Annotated in this window: 13 protein-coding genes and 1 pseudogene; 5 read left to right on the top strand and 9 right to left on the bottom strand. The window is 40.4% G+C overall.

Features of this window, described 5'->3' with window-relative positions:
* Positions 1-186: 186 nt before the first annotated feature.
* The 5 genes from MSBRW_RS14795 to MSBRW_RS14775 form a co-directional block, all read right to left on the bottom strand.
* Positions 187-1,065: an ABC transporter permease gene (locus tag MSBRW_RS14795; protein WP_011306957.1), complete on the bottom strand. Its 879-nt coding sequence runs from the start codon at positions 1,063-1,065 to the stop codon at positions 187-189.
* A gap of 14 nt (positions 1,066-1,079) precedes the next feature.
* Complete coding sequence (locus MSBRW_RS14790) at positions 1,080-2,024, bottom strand: ABC transporter permease (RefSeq protein ID WP_011306958.1); 945 nt, start codon at positions 2,022-2,024, stop codon at positions 1,080-1,082.
* A 49-nt stretch (positions 2,025-2,073) separates the two neighbouring features.
* A complete protein-coding gene (locus MSBRW_RS14785; protein WP_011306959.1) occupies positions 2,074-3,624 on the bottom strand; it encodes an ABC transporter substrate-binding protein in 1,551 nt (516 codons plus the stop codon).
* Positions 3,625-3,884: 260 nt separating this feature from the next.
* Entirely contained in the window at positions 3,885-4,799 is a 915-nt protein-coding gene (locus tag MSBRW_RS14780; RefSeq protein ID WP_011306960.1) for an ABC transporter ATP-binding protein, read from the bottom strand.
* A gap of 14 nt (positions 4,800-4,813) precedes the next feature.
* Positions 4,814-5,752 carry an ABC transporter ATP-binding protein gene (locus tag MSBRW_RS14775; protein WP_011306961.1) on the bottom strand — a complete coding sequence of 313 codons (939 nt, stop codon included), beginning with the start codon at positions 5,750-5,752 and terminating at the stop codon, positions 4,814-4,816.
* A gap of 152 nt (positions 5,753-5,904) precedes the next feature.
* Here MSBRW_RS14775 and MSBRW_RS14770 point away from each other — a divergent pair, with 152 nt between their 5' ends.
* Both MSBRW_RS14770 and MSBRW_RS14765 read left to right on the top strand, forming a co-directional pair.
* Positions 5,905-6,711, top strand: coding sequence for a class I SAM-dependent methyltransferase (locus MSBRW_RS14770; protein WP_011306962.1), 807 nt, complete (start codon positions 5,905-5,907; stop codon positions 6,709-6,711).
* Positions 6,708-7,580 carry a class I SAM-dependent methyltransferase gene (locus MSBRW_RS14765; RefSeq protein ID WP_230669782.1) on the top strand — a complete coding sequence of 291 codons (873 nt, stop codon included), beginning with the start codon at positions 6,708-6,710 and terminating at the stop codon, positions 7,578-7,580. The genes MSBRW_RS14770 and MSBRW_RS14765 overlap by 4 nt, the downstream gene beginning before the upstream one ends.
* Positions 7,581-7,715: 135 nt before the next feature.
* On the opposite strand, the gene MSBRW_RS14760 is transcribed toward MSBRW_RS14765, so the two are convergent.
* Together MSBRW_RS14760 and MSBRW_RS14755 are read right to left on the bottom strand one after the other, a co-directional pair.
* Entirely contained in the window at positions 7,716-8,465 is a 750-nt protein-coding gene (locus tag MSBRW_RS14760; protein ID WP_048102768.1) for an HAD family hydrolase, read from the bottom strand.
* Positions 8,466-8,603: 138 nt separating this feature from the next.
* Positions 8,604-9,557 (bottom strand): phosphotransferase, encoded by a 954-nt coding sequence (locus MSBRW_RS14755; RefSeq protein ID WP_011306965.1) that lies wholly within the window; start codon positions 9,555-9,557, stop codon positions 8,604-8,606.
* Positions 9,558-9,996: 439 nt separating this feature from the next.
* Here MSBRW_RS14755 and MSBRW_RS14750 point away from each other — a divergent pair, with 439 nt between their 5' ends.
* Positions 9,997-10,440 (top strand): GNAT family N-acetyltransferase, encoded by a 444-nt coding sequence (locus MSBRW_RS14750; protein WP_011306966.1) that lies wholly within the window; start codon positions 9,997-9,999, stop codon positions 10,438-10,440.
* Between the two features lie 79 nt (positions 10,441-10,519).
* Here the strand turns inward: MSBRW_RS14750 and MSBRW_RS23960 are convergent, their stop codons facing one another.
* Complete coding sequence (locus tag MSBRW_RS23960) at positions 10,520-10,642, bottom strand: hypothetical protein (RefSeq protein WP_268990266.1); 123 nt, start codon at positions 10,640-10,642, stop codon at positions 10,520-10,522.
* A 311-nt stretch (positions 10,643-10,953) separates the two neighbouring features.
* Between MSBRW_RS23960 and MSBRW_RS14745 the strand changes: the two genes are divergently transcribed.
* Positions 10,954-11,868 (top strand): aminoglycoside phosphotransferase family protein, encoded by a 915-nt coding sequence (locus MSBRW_RS14745; protein ID WP_048102769.1) that lies wholly within the window; start codon positions 10,954-10,956, stop codon positions 11,866-11,868.
* A gap of 221 nt (positions 11,869-12,089) precedes the next feature.
* On the opposite strand, the pseudogene MSBRW_RS14740 reads toward MSBRW_RS14745, so the two are convergent.
* Positions 12,090-12,922 (bottom strand): annotated as a pseudogene (locus MSBRW_RS14740) (ISH3 family transposase); the annotation flags it as partial.
* A gap of 1,273 nt (positions 12,923-14,195) precedes the next feature.
* Between MSBRW_RS14740 and MSBRW_RS14735 the strand changes: the two are divergent.
* The gene (locus MSBRW_RS14735) at positions 14,196-17,921 is read left to right on the top strand and encodes a PKD domain-containing protein (RefSeq protein ID WP_011306969.1); all 3,726 of its coding nucleotides are present in this window, start codon (positions 14,196-14,198) and stop codon (positions 17,919-17,921) included.
* The last annotated feature ends 606 nt before the right edge of the window (positions 17,922-18,527 follow it).

The raw sequence follows: 18,527 nt of genomic DNA, 5'->3' as shown, positions 1-18,527 counted from the left end.
CTCTGGAAGTTTTTCCAATTACTGGATATTGCAAATATTTTTTCGATTTTGTTATTATATTATTTGGGAAAGCAAAAAACATCATAATTTTAGACAGAAATGAATTTTTAGAGGCTGAAATACCATCGGGTAGAAACGAATTTTTAGGGGCTGAACTCCTCTTTTTTTATTTTCTTTGCCTGCCAGTTAAAATTCTATCGTATCAGACCGGGGATCAGTAATCGATCTCAGTTCGGAACCGATGAGATTTACCGCAAGAACAAACAGCATGATCATGCCTCCTGAAGATAAAGCCATCATAGGAGCAGTCTGAAGATATACAAGTCCATCTTTCAGGATTGTTCCCAGTTCCGGGGTAGGAGGCTGAATTCCAAGCCCTAAAAATCCAAGACCGGAAATTGAAATAATCTTGGATCCTAACCCAAGAGTTGCAATCTCAATAATAGGTCCATAACTGTTGGGAAGAATATGGTGGAAAAGAATGTATTTATCAGATGCTCCAATTGCCCTGGCTGCCTCGACGAATCCGCTATTTTTCAGTGAGAGAGTGGATCCCCGGATTAATCGTGCATATTTTGCCCAGCCAGGAATGGAAAGAGATAGAATAATTCCTGCAGGACTTGGGCCTACAACTCCCACAATCGCAATTGAAAGAACTATACTGGGGAAGGCAAGAAAGATATCTGCCAATCGCATCAAGAAAGCATCACACCTACTGAAATAACCTGCATACATTCCTATGATAATTCCTGCAGGCACGATAATTAGAGTTGAAATAACCGCAATGAAGAATGAAGTCTGTGCACCATATAATATACGGCTGAAAATACACCTTCCAAAATGGTCCGTCCCAAGAGGAAAAGATGCCGATGGAGGAGATAACTTTTCTTCAAGATGCATCTCTGCAGGGTCATGCGGGGAAATCGCCGAAGCCGTTACAGCCATCATGGAGATAAGAATAAACAGCAGAACTCCTATTGTAAGCGTTATATTGCTCCGCAAAACTCCCCATACTCTTTTCATTTCGGAAACTGCCAGTTTTTCGTCAAAGTATGAGTGTTCCATATATATTCTCCCTATTATTCTCCCTGAGCCCGGACTGATGGGTCAAGATAAAGCTGGGCTAGGTCGACAAAGAGATTAATAAGCACTATGATCACCGCGAAGGTAAGCATACATCCCTGCATCACCATGATGTCCATTGAAGAAACAGAGTTAACAAGAAGCATCCCAAGTCCTGGAAGTGCAAAAATAGTTTCAATAGTAACTGCCCCTCCGAAAATCCATCCGAACTGGGTTCCCATATATATAATGACAGGAAGAAGTGCATTCTTTAGAGCATGTCGTTGAACAATTTTTCTGCGGCTGAGCCCCTTTGCACGTGCTGTCCTTATATAATCCTGCTCAAGCGTTTCAATCATGCTTGTCCTCATGATACGCATTGTAATTGCAGTAAGACCAATAGAGAGAGTCAGGGATGGAAGGATAAAGTATTCTATTCCTCCTGTTCCTGCAACCGGAAAGATGTCTAGATAGATGCCTCCGATGAGCATAAAAACTATAGCAATAAAATATTCAGGGCTCGATAGGCAGACTATTGAAGTAAGCCTGCAGAGATGATCTACAGGCCCGTTCTGCCTCAGAGCTGCTGCAATTCCAAGAGGGATAGCTATGATAGCCGAGAATAACATTGAAAGAGAGGCGAGATAGAAGGTCGTGGGCAGAGCATGCCTGATCTCTTCAAGAGTGCTCCTTTTTGTCTGATAGGAATATCCCAGGTCTCCATGCACAACCCTTGAAATCCATTTTAGATAGCTGACATACCAGGGGTCGTCAAGCCCCATCTCTTTATGAAGTATGGCTACTGCCTCTTTAGGTGGACTTTCGGTACCAAGGGTAGCCCTGAGCGTAATTTCAGCTGGATCTCCGGGAGAAAGGGAAATTACTGTAAAAGTGATGAGAGATATCCCTACCATAACCTGTATCATTTGAAACAGACGGTTCAGTATAATTCTACGTATCATTCTCACTCAAACTCTTTTAAATGAAAAAGTGGTGGGTAGAATACCCACATCAGGAAATTGAGACGTTCTGAAGGTCGAAAGAGCACTCTGTAGGATGGAGACGATATCCTTTTATGTTCGAAGTTGTGACGTCGATATTAACGTAGTAGTTAAGATACGCAACCGGCGCTTCTTCGACAACAATTGATTGAACTTCATCATAGAGTTTTTTTCTGGCAGCTTCATCGGAAGTGGTTCGGGCCTGCTCAATCAGCTGATCTACAGTGTCGTTGTGCCAGCGATATGCTCCCCAACCGTCGATTGATGTGCCACTTGAATGATAGTCTGTCATCATTATCTCATCAGGATCAGGTACGAAAAATAGTCCCCTTCCTGCGAGGTAAATATCAAAATCTCCTTTATTCCTCTGGGTATTTGCGGCATCGGTATTGAGGACCTTAAGTTCTGTCTCTATGCCTACTTTCTTAAGCTGCTGCTGGATCACCTCAGCGATCGACGGCAGTTCTGCTCTTTCAGAATAAGTAACTAATGTAATCTTCATAGGCTTGCCGTTTTTATCACGGATCCCATCACCATCCGAGTCGGTCCATCCTGCTTCATCAAGGAGTGTTTTTGCTATCTCCACGTCGTAAGTATAAGGGGCAATATCCTTGTTTGCCCAGTAAAACTGAGGAGGAAAAAGTCCTGATGCTGTGGTTCCGTATCCGTAAAGAACAGAATTCACTATTGCTTCCCGATCTATAGCGTAATTAACAGCCTGACGTACCTTTTTATCGCTGAAGGGCTCCTTTTCCGTATTGAACGCTATCATCCTTACACGAGCGATCGGCTCTTCAAGGACTGTATAATCAGCCTTTTCGTTATATTTATCGGCAACATCAGGCGAAAGAATCATTGCTATTTGAATATCCTTACTGTCAAGGAGCATCTTTCTTGTAAGTACTTCAGGAATTACCCGGTATACCACTTTATCAACTGAAGCAACATGTCCCCAGTAATCGGGATTCTTGACGATAACAATTTCTTCGTTCGGTTTCCAGGATTCAAAGATAAAAGGCCCTGTGCCGATAGGCTTTGTGACGTTTCCGCTTGCATCATAAGATCCTGGGGCAAGAGCAGCACTTTCTCCTTTGGAAAGATAAGCAGGAAGTGCAGGGAAAGTTGAATTGAGGTTGATTACTAATGTTAGGTTATCAGGAACCTCAATCGACGTTACAGGAATTTTTCCGAATGTTGATGCCGACTGGATAAAGGACCTTTCAAGAGATTTTTTCATTATTTCGGCTGTGAAAGGTGTCCCATCATGGAATAAAACGCCCTCTCTCAATTTGAATGTCCATTTTTTTCCATCACTGGAGACTTCCCATGATTTTGCAAGATTTGAGATAATCTTTCCTTCATAATCAACTCCTACAAGAGTTTCTACGTACCCGAGCCTTTGAGGAACAGTCCCCGATATGTGAGGATCAATAGAGGTGGGACTCCATTGACCCGAGATGGACAATGTTTGATTATCTCCTTTTTGTTCTTTGTCCGTACAACCTGCTCCCAAGACAACGAGAGCCAGCAAAATAAAAAGAATTCCCTCTTTTCGTTTCATATTTACCAATCACACCTGATACTGTTATGTATCAACATCAAACTCTGCAAAAACTTACATACATAGGAAGTTTTGGAGTAATCATCTTAATTTTGGATAACCTGTTGGGATGGATAATTTGTTGGGACAATACGGGATAATTTATTGGAGTAAGCACTCTGATTGTGGTTGTACCACTAAAATCTATCAGGAGATATATCGAAAGTGTACAATTAATCAAGTGAGAGTGTATGATTAATCAAGTGAGAGTGTACGATTAATTAAGCAGGTGAAAAGTTATGGCAACGCACCCATCTATCTCCATATTCCAGCATTTCAGGGCTGTGAAGGCATTTTTCTGTCTTTTCCGGGCAGAATTGATAATATACGCATGAACCTGGAATCTTTGTCCCTTGAGGTTCAGATGGTGGTAAGGAACCGGAATCAGAGACAGATGTGATTCTGCAAGTAAATGGGTGGTATGGCCTATCCAGAATACCCTGTCCCTCTTCTACTATCTGCCCGGCAAACATTACAGCTGTCCGGTCTCCAATAGCGTGTGCAAGCCCTTGGTCGTGAGTAATGAAGAGAAGGGCACATCCGAGGTCTTGCTGGAGTGTTTTCAGGAGGTGTATAATAGATGCCTGAGTGGAAACATCAAGCATTGAAGTCGGTTCGTCACATATGAGAAGTGAAGGCTCAAGTGCGATAGCACGAGCAATAACTGCGCGTTGCAGTTCTCCACCGCTGAGCTGGTGAGGATATCTGGCTGCCTGCTCAGGTTCGAGCCCAACGAGCCTAAGAAGCCTTTTTAGCTCTTCATCCATCTGCCTTCCGTGTAACGAATCAGGATGTATGCGGAAAGGTTCGCAGATTGAGTAAGCTATCGTCCATCTGGGATCCAGGGAGCTTTCAGGCTGTTGAGGCACAATCTGAAGTTTTTTCCGGATAGAGCGGAGTTCTTTCCCTTTCAGTCTTGTAAGAGCCTGACCCTCAAAGAATATCTCTCCCCGTGTTGGAGGAGTAAGCAAGAGGAGCAGTCTTGAGAGAGTAGACTTTCCGCATCCGCTTTCTCCTACAAGAGTAAGGGTTTCTCCTGCTTCGATCCTGATATTTACATCGTCAACAGCGATGATCCTGTTTTTTCCTGGGGAATTGGGAGCGAATATCTTGGTCAGGCCTCTTCCTTCAATCATGAGACTTTCTCCCTTCAATCATACAGCCAGCACCTGACAGCCGATCCTTCCAGAAGATGAATAAGAGGAGGTTCGACCCTGCACTTTTCTATTGCAGATGCGCATCGAAACCGAAATTTACAGCCTCCATCGTTTTCTTCTGAATCTCCTGTTACGGATGGTATAGGGTGAAGACCGTTTTCAGGGAGCGAACGAAGTAACCCTCTGGAATAAGGATGCAGTGGCCCATCAAAAAATTCCTGCCTCCCTCTTATTTCCACTATCCTCCCGGAATACATAACTGCAATTCTATCCGCGAGGTTTTTGGCAAATGGGAGATCGTGCGTGATGATAATCAGAGTAATTCCTTCATCACGTAAAGCTCGAAGAAGGTAGGTGATAGCCTGCTTATTCATTATGTCTATACCCTTTGTAGGTTCGTCTGCAATAAGCACTTCCGGATGGCCTGAAATTCCCATAGCTACAAGTGAGCGTTGAAGCATTCCGCCACTGAATGAATAAGGATAGGAGTTTATTCTTTCCTCAGGGGGAGTTATTCTGATGAATTTAAGGAGTTCAAGAACCTTCTTTCTAATTTTATTTTTGTCTTTTTCTATATGGAGAGAGATCGGTTCTCCTATCTGGTTTCCCACAGTCATCGAAGGATTCATTGCTCCTGCGGGGTTCTGAGGAACCCATGCAATCTTTCTGCCACGGATCATTTCAAGTTCAGTTTCAGAAAGGGTTAGAAGATCATCCCCATGATATCGTATAACTCCGTTTACAGTGCAATTTGCAGGCAGCAGCCCTAGTAGCGCCAGACCCAGTACCGATTTTCCGCTACCGCTCTCTCCTATAACTGCAAGTGTCTCGGACTGTTCGATGTTAATGTCAACCCCATCAACCGCCCGGACGACGGTGCTTGAAACGGGAAAATGTACACACAACTGTTGAACATCAAGAATCATGGTCATCTTGCTACATCTGCGTATCTTTTGTTATGAAAATTACAGGGTGTATGTTGTTACTATTTATATTTCTTTTCATATATTTCATTATAATAAAGAAATAAGTTATTATATCTTAATACTAATATTTAGTTAATTAATAATTTTGAAGGAATAATATGGTTACGCAGATCGATTGGGAGACGGCCTGGGCTTCAGGCATCGGTGAGATGAATAGGCTTTCTACCACTAACTACTGGAATCAAAGGGCAGAGGATTATTCTGATATGGTACTGGCAAGTGACTGTAACCATGGCCGTAATATCCTCAACCTGTTTGAAAAGGAAGGGCTACTGCAGAAGGATTGGCATATTTTAGATATTGCATCAGGCCCAGGTGCAATAACGATCCCATTTGCAGAGAGGGTATGCAGGGTGACCGCTGTCGAGCCTGCGGAAAGGATGGCAGCAGCATTGATGTCATATGCGCAGAACAGAGGGCTTTCCAATGTTGAAATAATCCCAAAGACCTGGCAGGAAGTAGATGAGACAGCTTATTCGAAAAACTATGACCTGGTTATCTGCTGCCATGCACTCTGGCAATTTTCGGACATTCTTTCGCATATCCGACGAATGGAGGCAGTATCCAGAGGGTACTGTTGTCTTGCTCATGGGTTCGAAGCTCCTTCAGAGACACTCAAACTAACGGAAGCTTTCGGGATCAATGAGGGTGAGTTTGATCAGTTCATCACAGTTTTCAATATTCTCAATGATTCTGGAATGTACCCTAACGTTGATGTGATCGATTACACACTTAATCGGTCAGTTACCTCGGCAGTTACTTCGGTTGAAAAACGTGTCGAAAAACATCGACCTCTGGACTCCAGGGACAGAGAGATTATTCAGGAATACGTGCAAAATCACGCTAATGAAGGCATATATCAGGTTAGCGGCAGGATGGGTGTACTATGGTGGAAAGTAGCATGACTTCCGACTCTCTTACAGCCCCTGTAGATTGGGTTAGATTCTGGGAAGACAACTATGATGCCCGGTCTAAAATTATGTTCAGGGACTATGAGCTCGATGACTGGAGTGAAAGGGCAGTGGATTACTCGGAATCCAGGCGGACAAACAATTACGAGTTCGGAGAGTCAGTATACTCTACACTCGCTCTCCATGGAGTTGTTTCTCCTCACTCAAGAGTTCTTGAAGTTGGTGCAGGCCCGGGAACGTTTGTAATCCCCTTCGCAAAGAAGGTTGATCATATAACTGCTATTGAGCCTTCAAAAGGAATGATCCGTATGATCTCTCAAAATGCTGTGGAAGCCGGAGTGAATAACTATGATATTATCCCAAAAATCTGGCAGGATGTGAATATTGAAGATTTCAGGGAACGGTATGACCTTACTATCACCTCAACCGTCATATGGATGTTTCGTGACATTATGACCCAGATAAGCCGGATGGAAGAGGTAACACAGGGACACTGCTGTGTGGTTGGTGGAGTAGGCACAGAGCAGACATTTGAAGCCGAACTCTGGAAGAAAATCATGGGCAACACACCTCGTCCCCAGTACCCGGAATACCCTTTGATCTATAATCTCCTTTACACATGTGGAAGAGTCCCTTATGTTAGGTTTATTGATTATACAAGTATAAGATCACCTGAGAACATGCTCAGGATGTACAGGGTTTTCTACTCAATCTATAAGGAGGTCACACCTGAGATTGAAGAAATTATTCGAGAGGCATTGTACCGTGACTCAGGAGAAGGGCCGTGTATCAGGAAATACCGCTCCGCTGTGATCTGGTGGAATCCGGCTGTTCGAAGAAAAGAGTTGAAAGGTATTGCCTGAGGATTTCTGACAGTTTACATAAAAAAATATGCCGTAGGACTGATAAAAGAACCGATAAATATGAGTGATTGGGAGAATCACCGAGTGAATCTTCTCCCAAATATTACTTTTTTGAAGACAGAATATTTTATGGAATCAATCTTTCAATCCGAATAGCTCCCAGGCTTCTTTAATATTCATGGTGCGCATTCCCAGTTTTTTTGCAGGCGCTAGCTCGTTTTCGTTAGAGTCTCCTATTGACACGACACATTTGGGTTCGAGTTCAAGGCCCATCCTTTTGAGCGCAGTCATAAAAAGTCTGAGGTCAGGTTTTTTGTATCCTACATCCGACGAGAAGATAACAAAGTCAAAATAGTCGTGGAGCCCAAGAAACCTAAGTTCCAGTTCGGAAAAAACTCTTTGCCCATTGGAGATTACACACTTGGGAATATTTATGCAATGTTCAATCAGTTTGATGCTCTGGGGAAAAGCCCGGAGTTTCCGCATAGAAGCTGCCCGAAAGACCCTTGAGGCTTCTACTCCCAGGCTGTTTTCGTCAATATTCCAGATCGAATTTTCCCTGCAAATCTCTGCAAAGATTTCCTCTACCTTGATCTCTGGATACACTTCCCTGGAATTCTCCATTTCCTGCCTGACCTTAAACATGTACGTATCCCAAAGCTTTTCGGGCTCGATTTTCACTCCCTGATAGGCAAGCCATGCGCTCAGTACTTTATATGTCTCCAGACTATGTTCATCAGTATGAATATCAATGAGGGTCTCGTAGCAGTCAAAGATAACCCCTTTTATAGGATAGCTTTCAAATGCCTCCTCTCCCTTTGCAAGAGAATGACTAAGAAATGTAACTTCATCCTTGCTTACTTCAGGTCCGTAATTCTCCGATATGCTCTTTCCTCCCGTATCCCTTTCATTTAAGCTTCTACTTCATGTTTTATCCGTAATTAATTGCCTTTAAGCGCTCACATTGCCTTTAAGCGCTAACATTGTCTTTAAGTACTCACATGCTTCTTTGGAGATAATTTCTTATTTTTTATCTGTATTAATTCCCTTTAAACATTCATGTGCCTCTTTGATGAGGTAGTTTCTATGGCAGCCCTGATGAAGCCTTGCTGAGCGGAGGAGTCCTATACTCATGAAAAAAGGCAAAGTTCTGGTAATATAGTAAAAATCTTTTTCATCGCTGCTGTATTCCCATAGGAAATTCCCTATATACGGTTCAGCTTTCTCCCCTCCTCCCATATGCAGCTCGAACTCGTTTTTAAGCTCTGCAGCTAGAATTCCAAGATCTCTGATCGGATGCGCCTCGAACCAGGAGCTTTCAAAATCAAGGGCATAGGGTTTACCTTTGCAAAATATGTAATTTGAAGGATTAACATCCCTGTGAACCATGCAGCCGTATTCCCTGTTGAGCAGAGAACTATACCACCACTCTCCAAGTAATTTATTGAAAGTCTCTCTAGTGCCATTGTCCAGTTTCAGCTGACCAAGAACTTCATGATAATTTCTGAATTCATTTTCCTTATTGTAGGAAGATTTTGTGTTTTCATGAAGCTGTCGGAGCATATGCGCAACTGCAGAAAGCCTCTCATATAGCTTTTCTTCATGTCGGATACACCAGCCCAGAGATTTACCAGGTATATGTTCCGTTACAAGGACGCAGTTGAAATTCTTATTAATTGCAAGAGGTCGGGCAACATTTATTACCGACGCAGCCTTTTTAAGGTTCCGGTACTCATTCATCATACCTTTATATGGATTATAATCTTTCAACTGGCCAGTAGGTTCGGCAAAAAATTTTGCCATAACGCTAAAATGTTCACCCTTGAATTGGTACTTGCAGACCGTATGGGAGGAATTGTATTTAAAAACATTAACAGAGCAATTTTTATTCCGTAGCCTATCCCCAACAACTTCTTTAACAAGCCAGTCCCTAAAAGGATCACCAGGGTTTAAAGTATTAACATGGAGAGATGCCAACTTAAATTACCCTCCACTTATCCAGAAATACTCTGGAATTGTATCTTTTTCCTCGCAATGTGCTCTTATCTCCAAGTATTTTTATTAGAGAGCAAATGCCAGCTTTGTTTTTTGATTCTGCAATACTGACAATAGTATACTATATTTGGATAAATAGTATACTATATTTAAAACAGTATACTATATTGGGAAAACCACAATATATTTTAAACAGTGTACTGTATTGGCTAAACTACAATATTTTTTAAACTGCACACTATATATTAAACTGTATACTATATTGGGTAAACTATACTATAGTGTGGATATATTAATATTGTTGTTGGTGTTTAACTGTAATTTCTACATCATTTATCCTACGATAATTTTAAAATTGATTGATAATTTGGTTTTCACCCAACAGTGAAATTCCAATTATTTATACCAGCCGAGATTTGCCATGAAAATTGAAATAGTTTTAGATAACAAAAAACAATTTCTTGATTTATTGCTTTTAGCAGACGAACAAGAAGATATGATTGATAAATATTTAGATCACGGGGATATGTTTACTTTATATGATGGCGATTTGAAAAGTCTCTGTGTGGTAACACGTGAAGATGATGGTATATACGAATTAAAAAATATAGCAACTTATGAAAAGTATCAGGGACAAGGTTACGGGAAGCAACTTGTAAAATTCATCTTTGAATATTATAAAGGCAAATGCAAAACCATGCTTGTTGGTACGGGAGATAGTCCTCTTACTATTCAGTTTTATAAACATTGCGGATTTGTTATGTCACATCGCGTTAAAAATTTTTATATTGATAATTATAATCATCCAATTTTCGAATGTGGTGAACAACTTATTGACATGGTTTATCTAAAGAAAGATTTCTAATGGTTTTGAGCATAAGCGAGTCGCTAAGGAATGATTGAGATATAACTTCAAGTTTTCACTGAGGTAATGGCTCTATAATTTAGGGTACTTCCAAATCAGTACTAAAATAAAGGTCAGCAATTTTCACTCCTGTCCACTTCGCAATAAAGCTCCAGCCTTCCACGCAGTTCAGTCCACAACTTTTGAATCCCGTCTCTAACATGAGAGAGCCTCTGTTTCATTGTCATAGGTTCCTAAATGTCCGTTTTCTGAAACACAGCCTGAAGCAGTAGCAAAAATAATTGAGAAGAGAGGGAACAAACGGATAGGTTTCATGTGTTTATTTTTTCCATTAACTGTTTTCCGTGTCCTTTCTTGAGAATATTCGTTCAACATAAATAAATAAATAAATAAATAAATAAATAAATAAATAAATAAATAAATAAATAAATAAATAAATATTTATAAAAAACCTCTAAAGTTGTGACTGAACAAATGGCGATATCAAGTTTTAATTTTCATAGAGGTGTTAGTGTGATTAAACTTTATAATGAAATTCCTGGCGCTTGTAAATGGCAAATAGTCGAGCCAATTAATAAGGGATGGTCAAACGATCAGAAATATTATATCCGAAGTGCAGATGGAAGAGAATTATTACTAAGAATATCGGACATCTCTCAGTATGAGAACAAGAAAAAGGACTTTGAAGCAATAAAACAGCTTGATAACCTTGATATTTTGATATCGCGTCCCATTAATTTCGGAATTTGCAATAACGGTCAATCCGTTTATTCTTTACTAACCTGGATTACAGGGAAAGATGCAGAATATATCCTTCCGGAGCTGAACAGCAAAGAGCAATACAGGCTTGGTGTGAAAGCGGGAGAAATATTAAGAATTATTCACCAGGTTCCTGCGGCAAAAAATCAGATCTCATGGCCAGATCATTTCAATCAAAAAATAAATAGAAATATCGCCTATTATGAAGCTTGTGGGATTCACCTGGAGGGAGCAGATAAAATAATTGAGTATATCGAACAAAACAGATATTTATTGGAAAATCGCCCTCAGTGCTTCCAACACGGGGACTATCATGTTGGAAATATGATTATTACAAAGTCCGGAGAGCTGGGAATCATTGATTTTAACAGGCTTGACTACGGTGACCCCTGGGAAGAATTCAACCGTATTACCTGGTGTGCAGATATAAGTGCCTTATTTGCATCAGGACGCATAAACGGCTATTTTCATCATAAAGTGCCCGCTTTATTTTTCAAATTGATGGCTTTATATGTTGCGAGCAACCAGCTTTCATCAATTCCCGGGGCAATCAAATTCGGAAACAAAGAAATCAACACGATGCTCAGGCAAGCTAAAAATGTTCTGGAATGGTATGATGGGTTTGAAACATGCATCCCAAAATGGTATATTTCCAACCCGGTTAAATAAGTAATCATAAAGTTCAGTAGTTCCGATCAGACTGACTTCCGAATTATAAAAACAAATTGAACTTACTTTTTATCCGCTAATTTTCAAAGTAGACTATATTATTGCTCAGATTTTAAAATTCTTAAGCTATAACTTTCACTTACATTTTTCAAAAAATCAGATCACATTGAGTAATTTTATAGCATACGCTATGATGTTCTTAAATTTTAATTTGAGATAAGTTATATTATAGTTAATCGAGTGCGTAGCACTCGATTTCTTTTTTCATTGACCCATCTCAAACTTCATTGGCCCATCTCAAACAATCCAGTAACACACTAACAGGAATAAAATTCAGCGACTTTATTCCATATCTTACAACTTTGTTTATTTCTTCATTTATTAATGATTTTAGCTCATAAGCTATAATTTCTAGAACTGCCTTTAGCATATTTAGCACATTGTACATTATGCATTGAATAATAAAGAACAATACTCTTGCTACTGGAGATTTTGTACATGATCGTATCTTAAACTCGTTTTTCACTCTATATCCAGTTTCTATATTCCATCGTTTTCTATATTCTTCAGGAATCATCTTTTCAAATTTCTCAATTGATTCTGCTTTTTTGTTTGTAGCAAACAGAAGATACTTTTTCTTTTTATCATTATATATTGCCACAACATTGAAAGAAGGTCCTCCTTTCTGAAATTGATATTCAAAAATAGTCGAAGTATTTCCATACTCTTTTTGATGATTTTTAAGTTCTCTATTGATAACCTGAGTCGATTTAGCTGCTATAATAAAATTGACTTTAAGTTCATCCAATTTTGAAATCACATCAGTGTTAAAAAATTCTTTATCAAGGTATGCTGTTCCTGTTTTTACACCTATCGTTTTAAGTCTTTTGAATAAAGATTCGATTAAAAGAGAATAATTCTTGTTCAAACTATTGATGTCTATTACGTCAAGTGTTAAGTGAGAAGTTCCAATTATATCAAGAGTACAAAACGATTTACCCCATGAACTACTACCGTTCTTTATTTTTATCCCCCCAATACCAGGAGTATGCTTGACTAAGAGTTAAGAAAAAAGCACTATAATAAATTTGAATTGTATGAAGAAAAAAGAAACATGAGACCCAGTTACACATTATTAGATGAATGCTTCTGTCAAATTAGAGGTTACTATCAATAATTGTCGTACAGCTTGTTTATTGTGGTATGGCAGCCTTCAATTTGATTTTTAATTGGAAAAGATGTTGTTAGCCTGTAAGGTAAGAATAATTAGCCAAAGATATTTATTTGGAAAGATAGTTATGATATTAATTTATCTAATAAAGTTTTCCTGAAAAATCGTAGAACTTCCGGGAAAAAGCTTCCTCTAATCCGACAATGCCATCCATATTCAGCTAAAACCTAAGTATAAAAACTGTAATATTTTTATGTTAAAACTTATATTCGAAAAGATAATAAAGGTCTAAATAAAGTCGCGAATTACTATATGTGTTATCCAAAGTTGTGCATGAAAATATTGGCTCTTCGCTGTTTTGTGGGGATTGAAAATAATTGATCAGTTATAAAGTAGCTAGGCTATAAAGAGAAACATCAAGCTTGAATGTGATTTTCAATCATAAATGTTTATAGATTTTGGATATGCTACTTCGATTTAGGAGATCAATGTAAGTTACCTACTTGAAATAGCGAAGAGCAAAAATATTTACCAGATGGCAGATGGTAAGGTTGCAGGATAAAACTCCAGATGCTAAAAAATCTTAAATCATTAAATCCCAATAATTCGCTTGGCTTGGCGCTTCTAAAAGTTCCGAAACCCGATATGTACTCTTCGTAAAACTCGAAGTTAGGTCGAGCTCTCCGCCCAGGTCAACCGTCAACCCTATAAAAACATAGGAGGTCATCAAAAAAGGAAAAAATGAAAGTGCTTATTTTCTTTACACAGCCCTTAACCTGAAATTTTTCCTGAAAACTGGAAATTGGGGCTATCATTCAGTAAATTTTTAAAGCTTGTTTAAATTTTACTGGAAGAATACATTTAAATTTTATTTTAGAGTTGTGCTTTTCACAATCAATACTTTTCCAGATTCTGGAGACGCATAGAAGTGATATTTTCTATTCGTCACTACAAGTTTATAAAAATTTACATGAAAAAGGCTGATCCCCAAAATCTGGAAGAGTAAAAAAGAAAATCCAGCCATTTCTGCTTTCTTCAAAGATCCGAAAAATCTTGAACTATGTCCAGTCAGGTTAAAATCGCTATAAGTACAGATGACTGGATATTTCCGCGCAGGCAGGCTGAACCCTATGAAAAAAATAGGAGAAATGAAAATATGAATAAAAACACATTGAAAATATTTATTATTTGTTTATTATTGTTCCTGGTGACGGCTACTATGCCAGCACTGGGCTCAGACTGGACACAGTTCCAGAAAGATGTATACCATGCAGGTGTAACTACGGACAGGGCACCCATAACTGACCCAACAGACTACTTGCTTTCCTGGAATTATAGCCTTGGAGGGAACATCGATTCGGCTCCTCTAGTGGCAGGAGAAATGATGTATGTTTTGGCGGGTAACAACCACATATATGCGTTTGACAGGACCACAGGCTCACTTGCTTGGGAACAGAGTACAAGTGGAAGTGCTGGCTTCACTATCGGAAGTGCGGCAGTTGGAAACGGAATAATCTTTGTGCCTACCTCTGATGGAAAGATTTTTGCTTTTGATGCGAAAACAGGAACCTTGAAATGGAATAAGACTGTAGGCAGCGGTAAGCAACTTGACACCCCGATTACTTATTCTGAAGGCAAAATATATTTCGGAGAAGCAATGGGCGGGCACAAATATTACTGCTATGACGAAGAAGGCAACGAAATATGGAGCAGAACATCTACCACTCAGACAAGCACTCAGGGATCTTACTACTGGGCAGGAGCTGCGGTAATCGGGGACAACCTCATTTATGGAGACGATGATGGACACATTATTTCCGTAAATAAGGACACAGGAGCTGACATCTCCGAAATAGATGTTTCTGAAGAGTTCGGGGTAACATGTGGGAAAATCAGATCATCAGTACTATACGTTGAAGAATTAAAAAGGATCTACTTCACGTCCACAGGAGGATATTGTTTCGCTATTGGGTTTAACCCAGCAGACGGAACATTTAATACCAACGATAAACACAGCGAAAAAGTTTGGTACTCCACCACCACACCTACCTACTATAAAGGAAGAATCTACATAGGTACAGGTGCTCAAATGTACAGTGCAGGAAAAGGAGTTTACTGCCTTGACTCCGACCTGAGTGGTGTGATCTGGAATTATCCAGCAAATGTAGTCCAATCTTCCCCAGCCCTCTCAACCTACTATGATGACGGGGACGGGGAGGTATATATATACTTCACAGTAAACAACGCTACAGGCGGTGTGTACTGCCTAAAGGACTTAGCAGGTTCCACAAGCCCGGAACTTGTATGGAGTTACAAAGATGCAAAAAAGACACAGTATTCTCTTCAGGGAGTTGCAATATCGGACGGCTGGATATATTTTGGAGCGGATAAAAAATACGTTTTTGGGTTAACTACTAAAGATTCGCAAGCGTCCACGGCACCGAGTGCTAGTTTCAGCGGATCCCCACTTTCCGGAAACTCACCTCTTGAAGTTCAGTTCACAGACAAATCTACAGGTGCTCCGACATCCTGGGCATGGGATTTTGACAACGATGGAACGGTCGACAGCAAGGAGCAGAATCCTAGCTATATTTACAATGACACAGGCAGTTACACTGTCAAACTGACCGTCAGCAATGGAAACGGTAGTGATGCCAAGGAAATCCAGGACATGATCAAAGTCACTGAGGAGGAACAGGAACAGCCGGTAACCTCTGAGGGCTGGTACCAGTTCCACAAGGATGCCCAGCACAGCGGGTATACAAGCTCCACTGCTCCGGACAGCGCTAACCTTGCCTGGACTGCCGAACCTCTTAATGATACGTATTCCCTTGTTCCGAGTTCAAGCGTGGCTATTGCTGAAGGAAAAGTCTTTTGCCTCTGCAACGGACCAACTGACGAATATGGCAACCCTCTAACTTCATACGGACAGCTTGTGGCTTTTGACGAGAATACGGGACAAGAAGTATGGAATGTGACGGTTGAGGCTCCCGAATGGGGTTCATGGTCTTCTCCTGCATATGATTCAGGAAAAGTTTTCGCATCTGCAGGCAAACAGACATACTGCATAAACGCTTCAACCGGAGAAGTCATCTGGACTTTCCATAACCCAACAGACCTTGCTTCCTGCGACGGTGGACCTTCAATTGGAGATGGAAAAGTCTTTGTAAGTGACTGGGACGGAGGAAATTACTACTGCCTTGACGAAAGTAACGGAGGGCTCCTGTGGACTTTCAAAGTAGACGGAGCCTATGCACAGGGCACTCCTGCTTACAAAGACGGCAAAGTGTACCTGACGTGCTGGAGTTCCACAAACGCAGTCTACTGTGTAAATGCCGAAACAGGAGAAACGATCTGGAAAAATGACGGGTTTGAAAACGGCCCATGCGGCTCCGTAACAATTACTGATGAGGGGCTGTACGTTACTGTATTCGGTTTTGGTACCTCGGACGGAATTTACAAGCTTGACCTGACAGACGGAAGTGTTCTCTGGGGAAGGTCAGATGTATCTCCTTCAGATTCGACACCAACAGTATTAGAAGGGAAAGTATATTTGTCGACAGGAACTTCAGGATACAGTGAACTAAAGACATATTGCCTTGATGCTTCCGATGGACAGAGCCTATGGGAAACAAACGCTTCTGACAATATCGGAGACTGGGCCTGTTCTGTAGCTGTTGCGGATGGAAAAGTATTTACTGGCGGGGCTGCTTCCGGACTCTTTACTGGCTCTTCAACACTCTACGCATTTGATGCTGAAACAGGCTCACAGGTCTGGAGTTACGAGGGTTGCGGTTGCTCCCCGGCAATTGCCGATGGAATGGTCTTCAGCATTGGAAGCGGGAAAATATACGCTTTCAAGGAAACTCAAGGATCTCTCCTCGAAGCAAAATTCAGCTCGAATGTGAGTACAGGAAAAGCTCCCCTGACTGTAAGCTTCACTGATGAGTCCACTGGAGAAGGCATAACTTCCTGGGACTGGGATTTTGACAACGATGGAGCTATCGACAGCACAGAGCAGAATCCAGTCCACAAATACACGGCAGCTGGTACCTACACTGTTAACCTTACGGTTTCCAACGAGGAGGGAAGCGATTCGGAGGTAAAAGCTGGGTACATTAAGGTCTCCAGTCAATCTTCAGCAAAGCCAGTAGCTGCATTTACTGCGTCGCCTACTTCAGGAAAAACACCATTAAACGTTGCCTTTACTGATACAAGCACTGGCTCCCCAACTTCCTGGTTCTGGAAATTTGGAGATGGATCAAAGTCATTCCTACAGAATCCGATTCACAAGTATTCAAAGGCAGGAATATATACTGTTAACTTGACAGTAAAGAATGCTAAAGGCAAGAACACGGTAACAAAAACACAATATATAAAAGTGATAACAAAACCTGTGGCAAACTTCAACAGCAGTGTTACATCAGGAAAAACACCATTAACGGTTAAATTTACTGACACAAGCACAGGGACACCTGCTAAATGGAGATGGGACTTTGGAGACGGATCAAAGTCATTCCTACAGAATCCGGTTCACAAGTATTCAAAGGCAGGAACATATACTGTTAATTTAACAGTAAAGAATACTAAAGGCAGCAATACGGTAACAAAAACAGAATATATAAAAGTGATAACAAAACCGGTTGCAAACTTCACCAGCAGTGTTACATCGGGAAAAGCACCATTAAAGGTTAAATTTACTGACACAAGCACAGGAACACCTGCTAAATGGAGATGGGACTTTGGAGATGGATCAGATTCATTCCACCAGAATCCGATTCACAAGTATTCAAAGGCAGGAACATATACAGTTAACTTAACAGTAAAGAATGCAGCAGGACGTAACACGGTAACAAAAACAGAATATATAAAAATTACATAAAATTGTAACAAAACCGGTTGCTTAAAGGAAAAAAGAAATTTACGAGAAAAGGAACGAAAGAACCAAGGGAAATAGAGAAAAACTTTCTCATATCCAGCTGATTATGCTGGTTCCGGGAACAAAAAAAGGATGATAACCTTCTGGGAGGAGGCAGCCGAATAAGGCTGTTTTCCTCCTTTCTTTTTTGAATGAAAGTTCAGGTTTTTTACAGGGGAAAAGACAACCCTACCAAGAACAGTTCAATATTGTGTACATAAGAATATTGTGTACATAAGAATATTGTGTACATAAGAATATTGTGTACATAAGAATATTGTGTACATAAGAATATTGTGTGTCCAAGAACTTATGGAGGAAAACTAAAAGCAGTGCCATTAAGCATTAAAAATTTGTACCTACATAGATTTTTTATCCAACTTATTTTTTTTACACAATATTCAGTAGTATTTTTTAATATATGTGAAAATACCAATATTTGCTCTGTTGCTGTCTCTGCTGATATAACATATCCAAGATCGATGAAAAACTCCTGAAAAGTCGAACTGAAAAAGTCGAGCTGAAAAAGTCGAGCTGAAAAAGTCGAGCTGAAACAGAAGTACAGAACAA

The sequence above is a fragment of the Methanosarcina barkeri str. Wiesmoor genome (genome assembly GCF_000969985.1).
Lineage (GTDB): Archaea > Halobacteriota > Methanosarcinia > Methanosarcinales > Methanosarcinaceae > Methanosarcina > Methanosarcina barkeri_B.
The sequence above is the reverse complement of the archived record's forward strand: the minus strand, read 5'-3'. Positions and strand labels throughout refer to the sequence as shown.

What these genes read in the sequence shown, in the direction of transcription:
- MSBRW_RS14795 (WP_011306957.1), bottom strand. Translation starts at nt 1,065, where the DNA reads ATGGAACACTCATACTTTGACGAAAAACTGGCAGTTTCCGAAATGAAA.
- MSBRW_RS14790 (WP_011306958.1), bottom strand. Translation starts at nt 2,024, where the DNA reads ATGATACGTAGAATTATACTGAACCGTCTGTTTCAAATGATACAGGTT.
- MSBRW_RS14785 (WP_011306959.1), bottom strand. Translation starts at nt 3,624, where the DNA reads ATGAAACGAAAAGAGGGAATTCTTTTTATTTTGCTGGCTCTCGTTGTC.
- MSBRW_RS14780 (WP_011306960.1), bottom strand. Translation starts at nt 4,799, where the DNA reads ATGATTGAAGGAAGAGGCCTGACCAAGATATTCGCTCCCAATTCCCCA.
- MSBRW_RS14775 (WP_011306961.1), bottom strand. Translation starts at nt 5,752, where the DNA reads ATGACCATGATTCTTGATGTTCAACAGTTGTGTGTACATTTTCCCGTT.
- MSBRW_RS14770 (WP_011306962.1), top strand. Translation starts at nt 5,905, where the DNA reads ATGGTTACGCAGATCGATTGGGAGACGGCCTGGGCTTCAGGCATCGGT.
- MSBRW_RS14765 (WP_230669782.1), top strand. Translation starts at nt 6,708, where the DNA reads ATGACTTCCGACTCTCTTACAGCCCCTGTAGATTGGGTTAGATTCTGG.
- MSBRW_RS14750 (WP_011306966.1), top strand. Translation starts at nt 9,997, where the DNA reads ATGAAAATTGAAATAGTTTTAGATAACAAAAAACAATTTCTTGATTTA.
- MSBRW_RS23960 (WP_268990266.1), bottom strand. Translation starts at nt 10,642, where the DNA reads ATGTTAGAGACGGGATTCAAAAGTTGTGGACTGAACTGCGTGGAAGGC.
- MSBRW_RS14735 (WP_011306969.1), top strand. Translation starts at nt 14,196, where the DNA reads ATGAATAAAAACACATTGAAAATATTTATTATTTGTTTATTATTGTTC.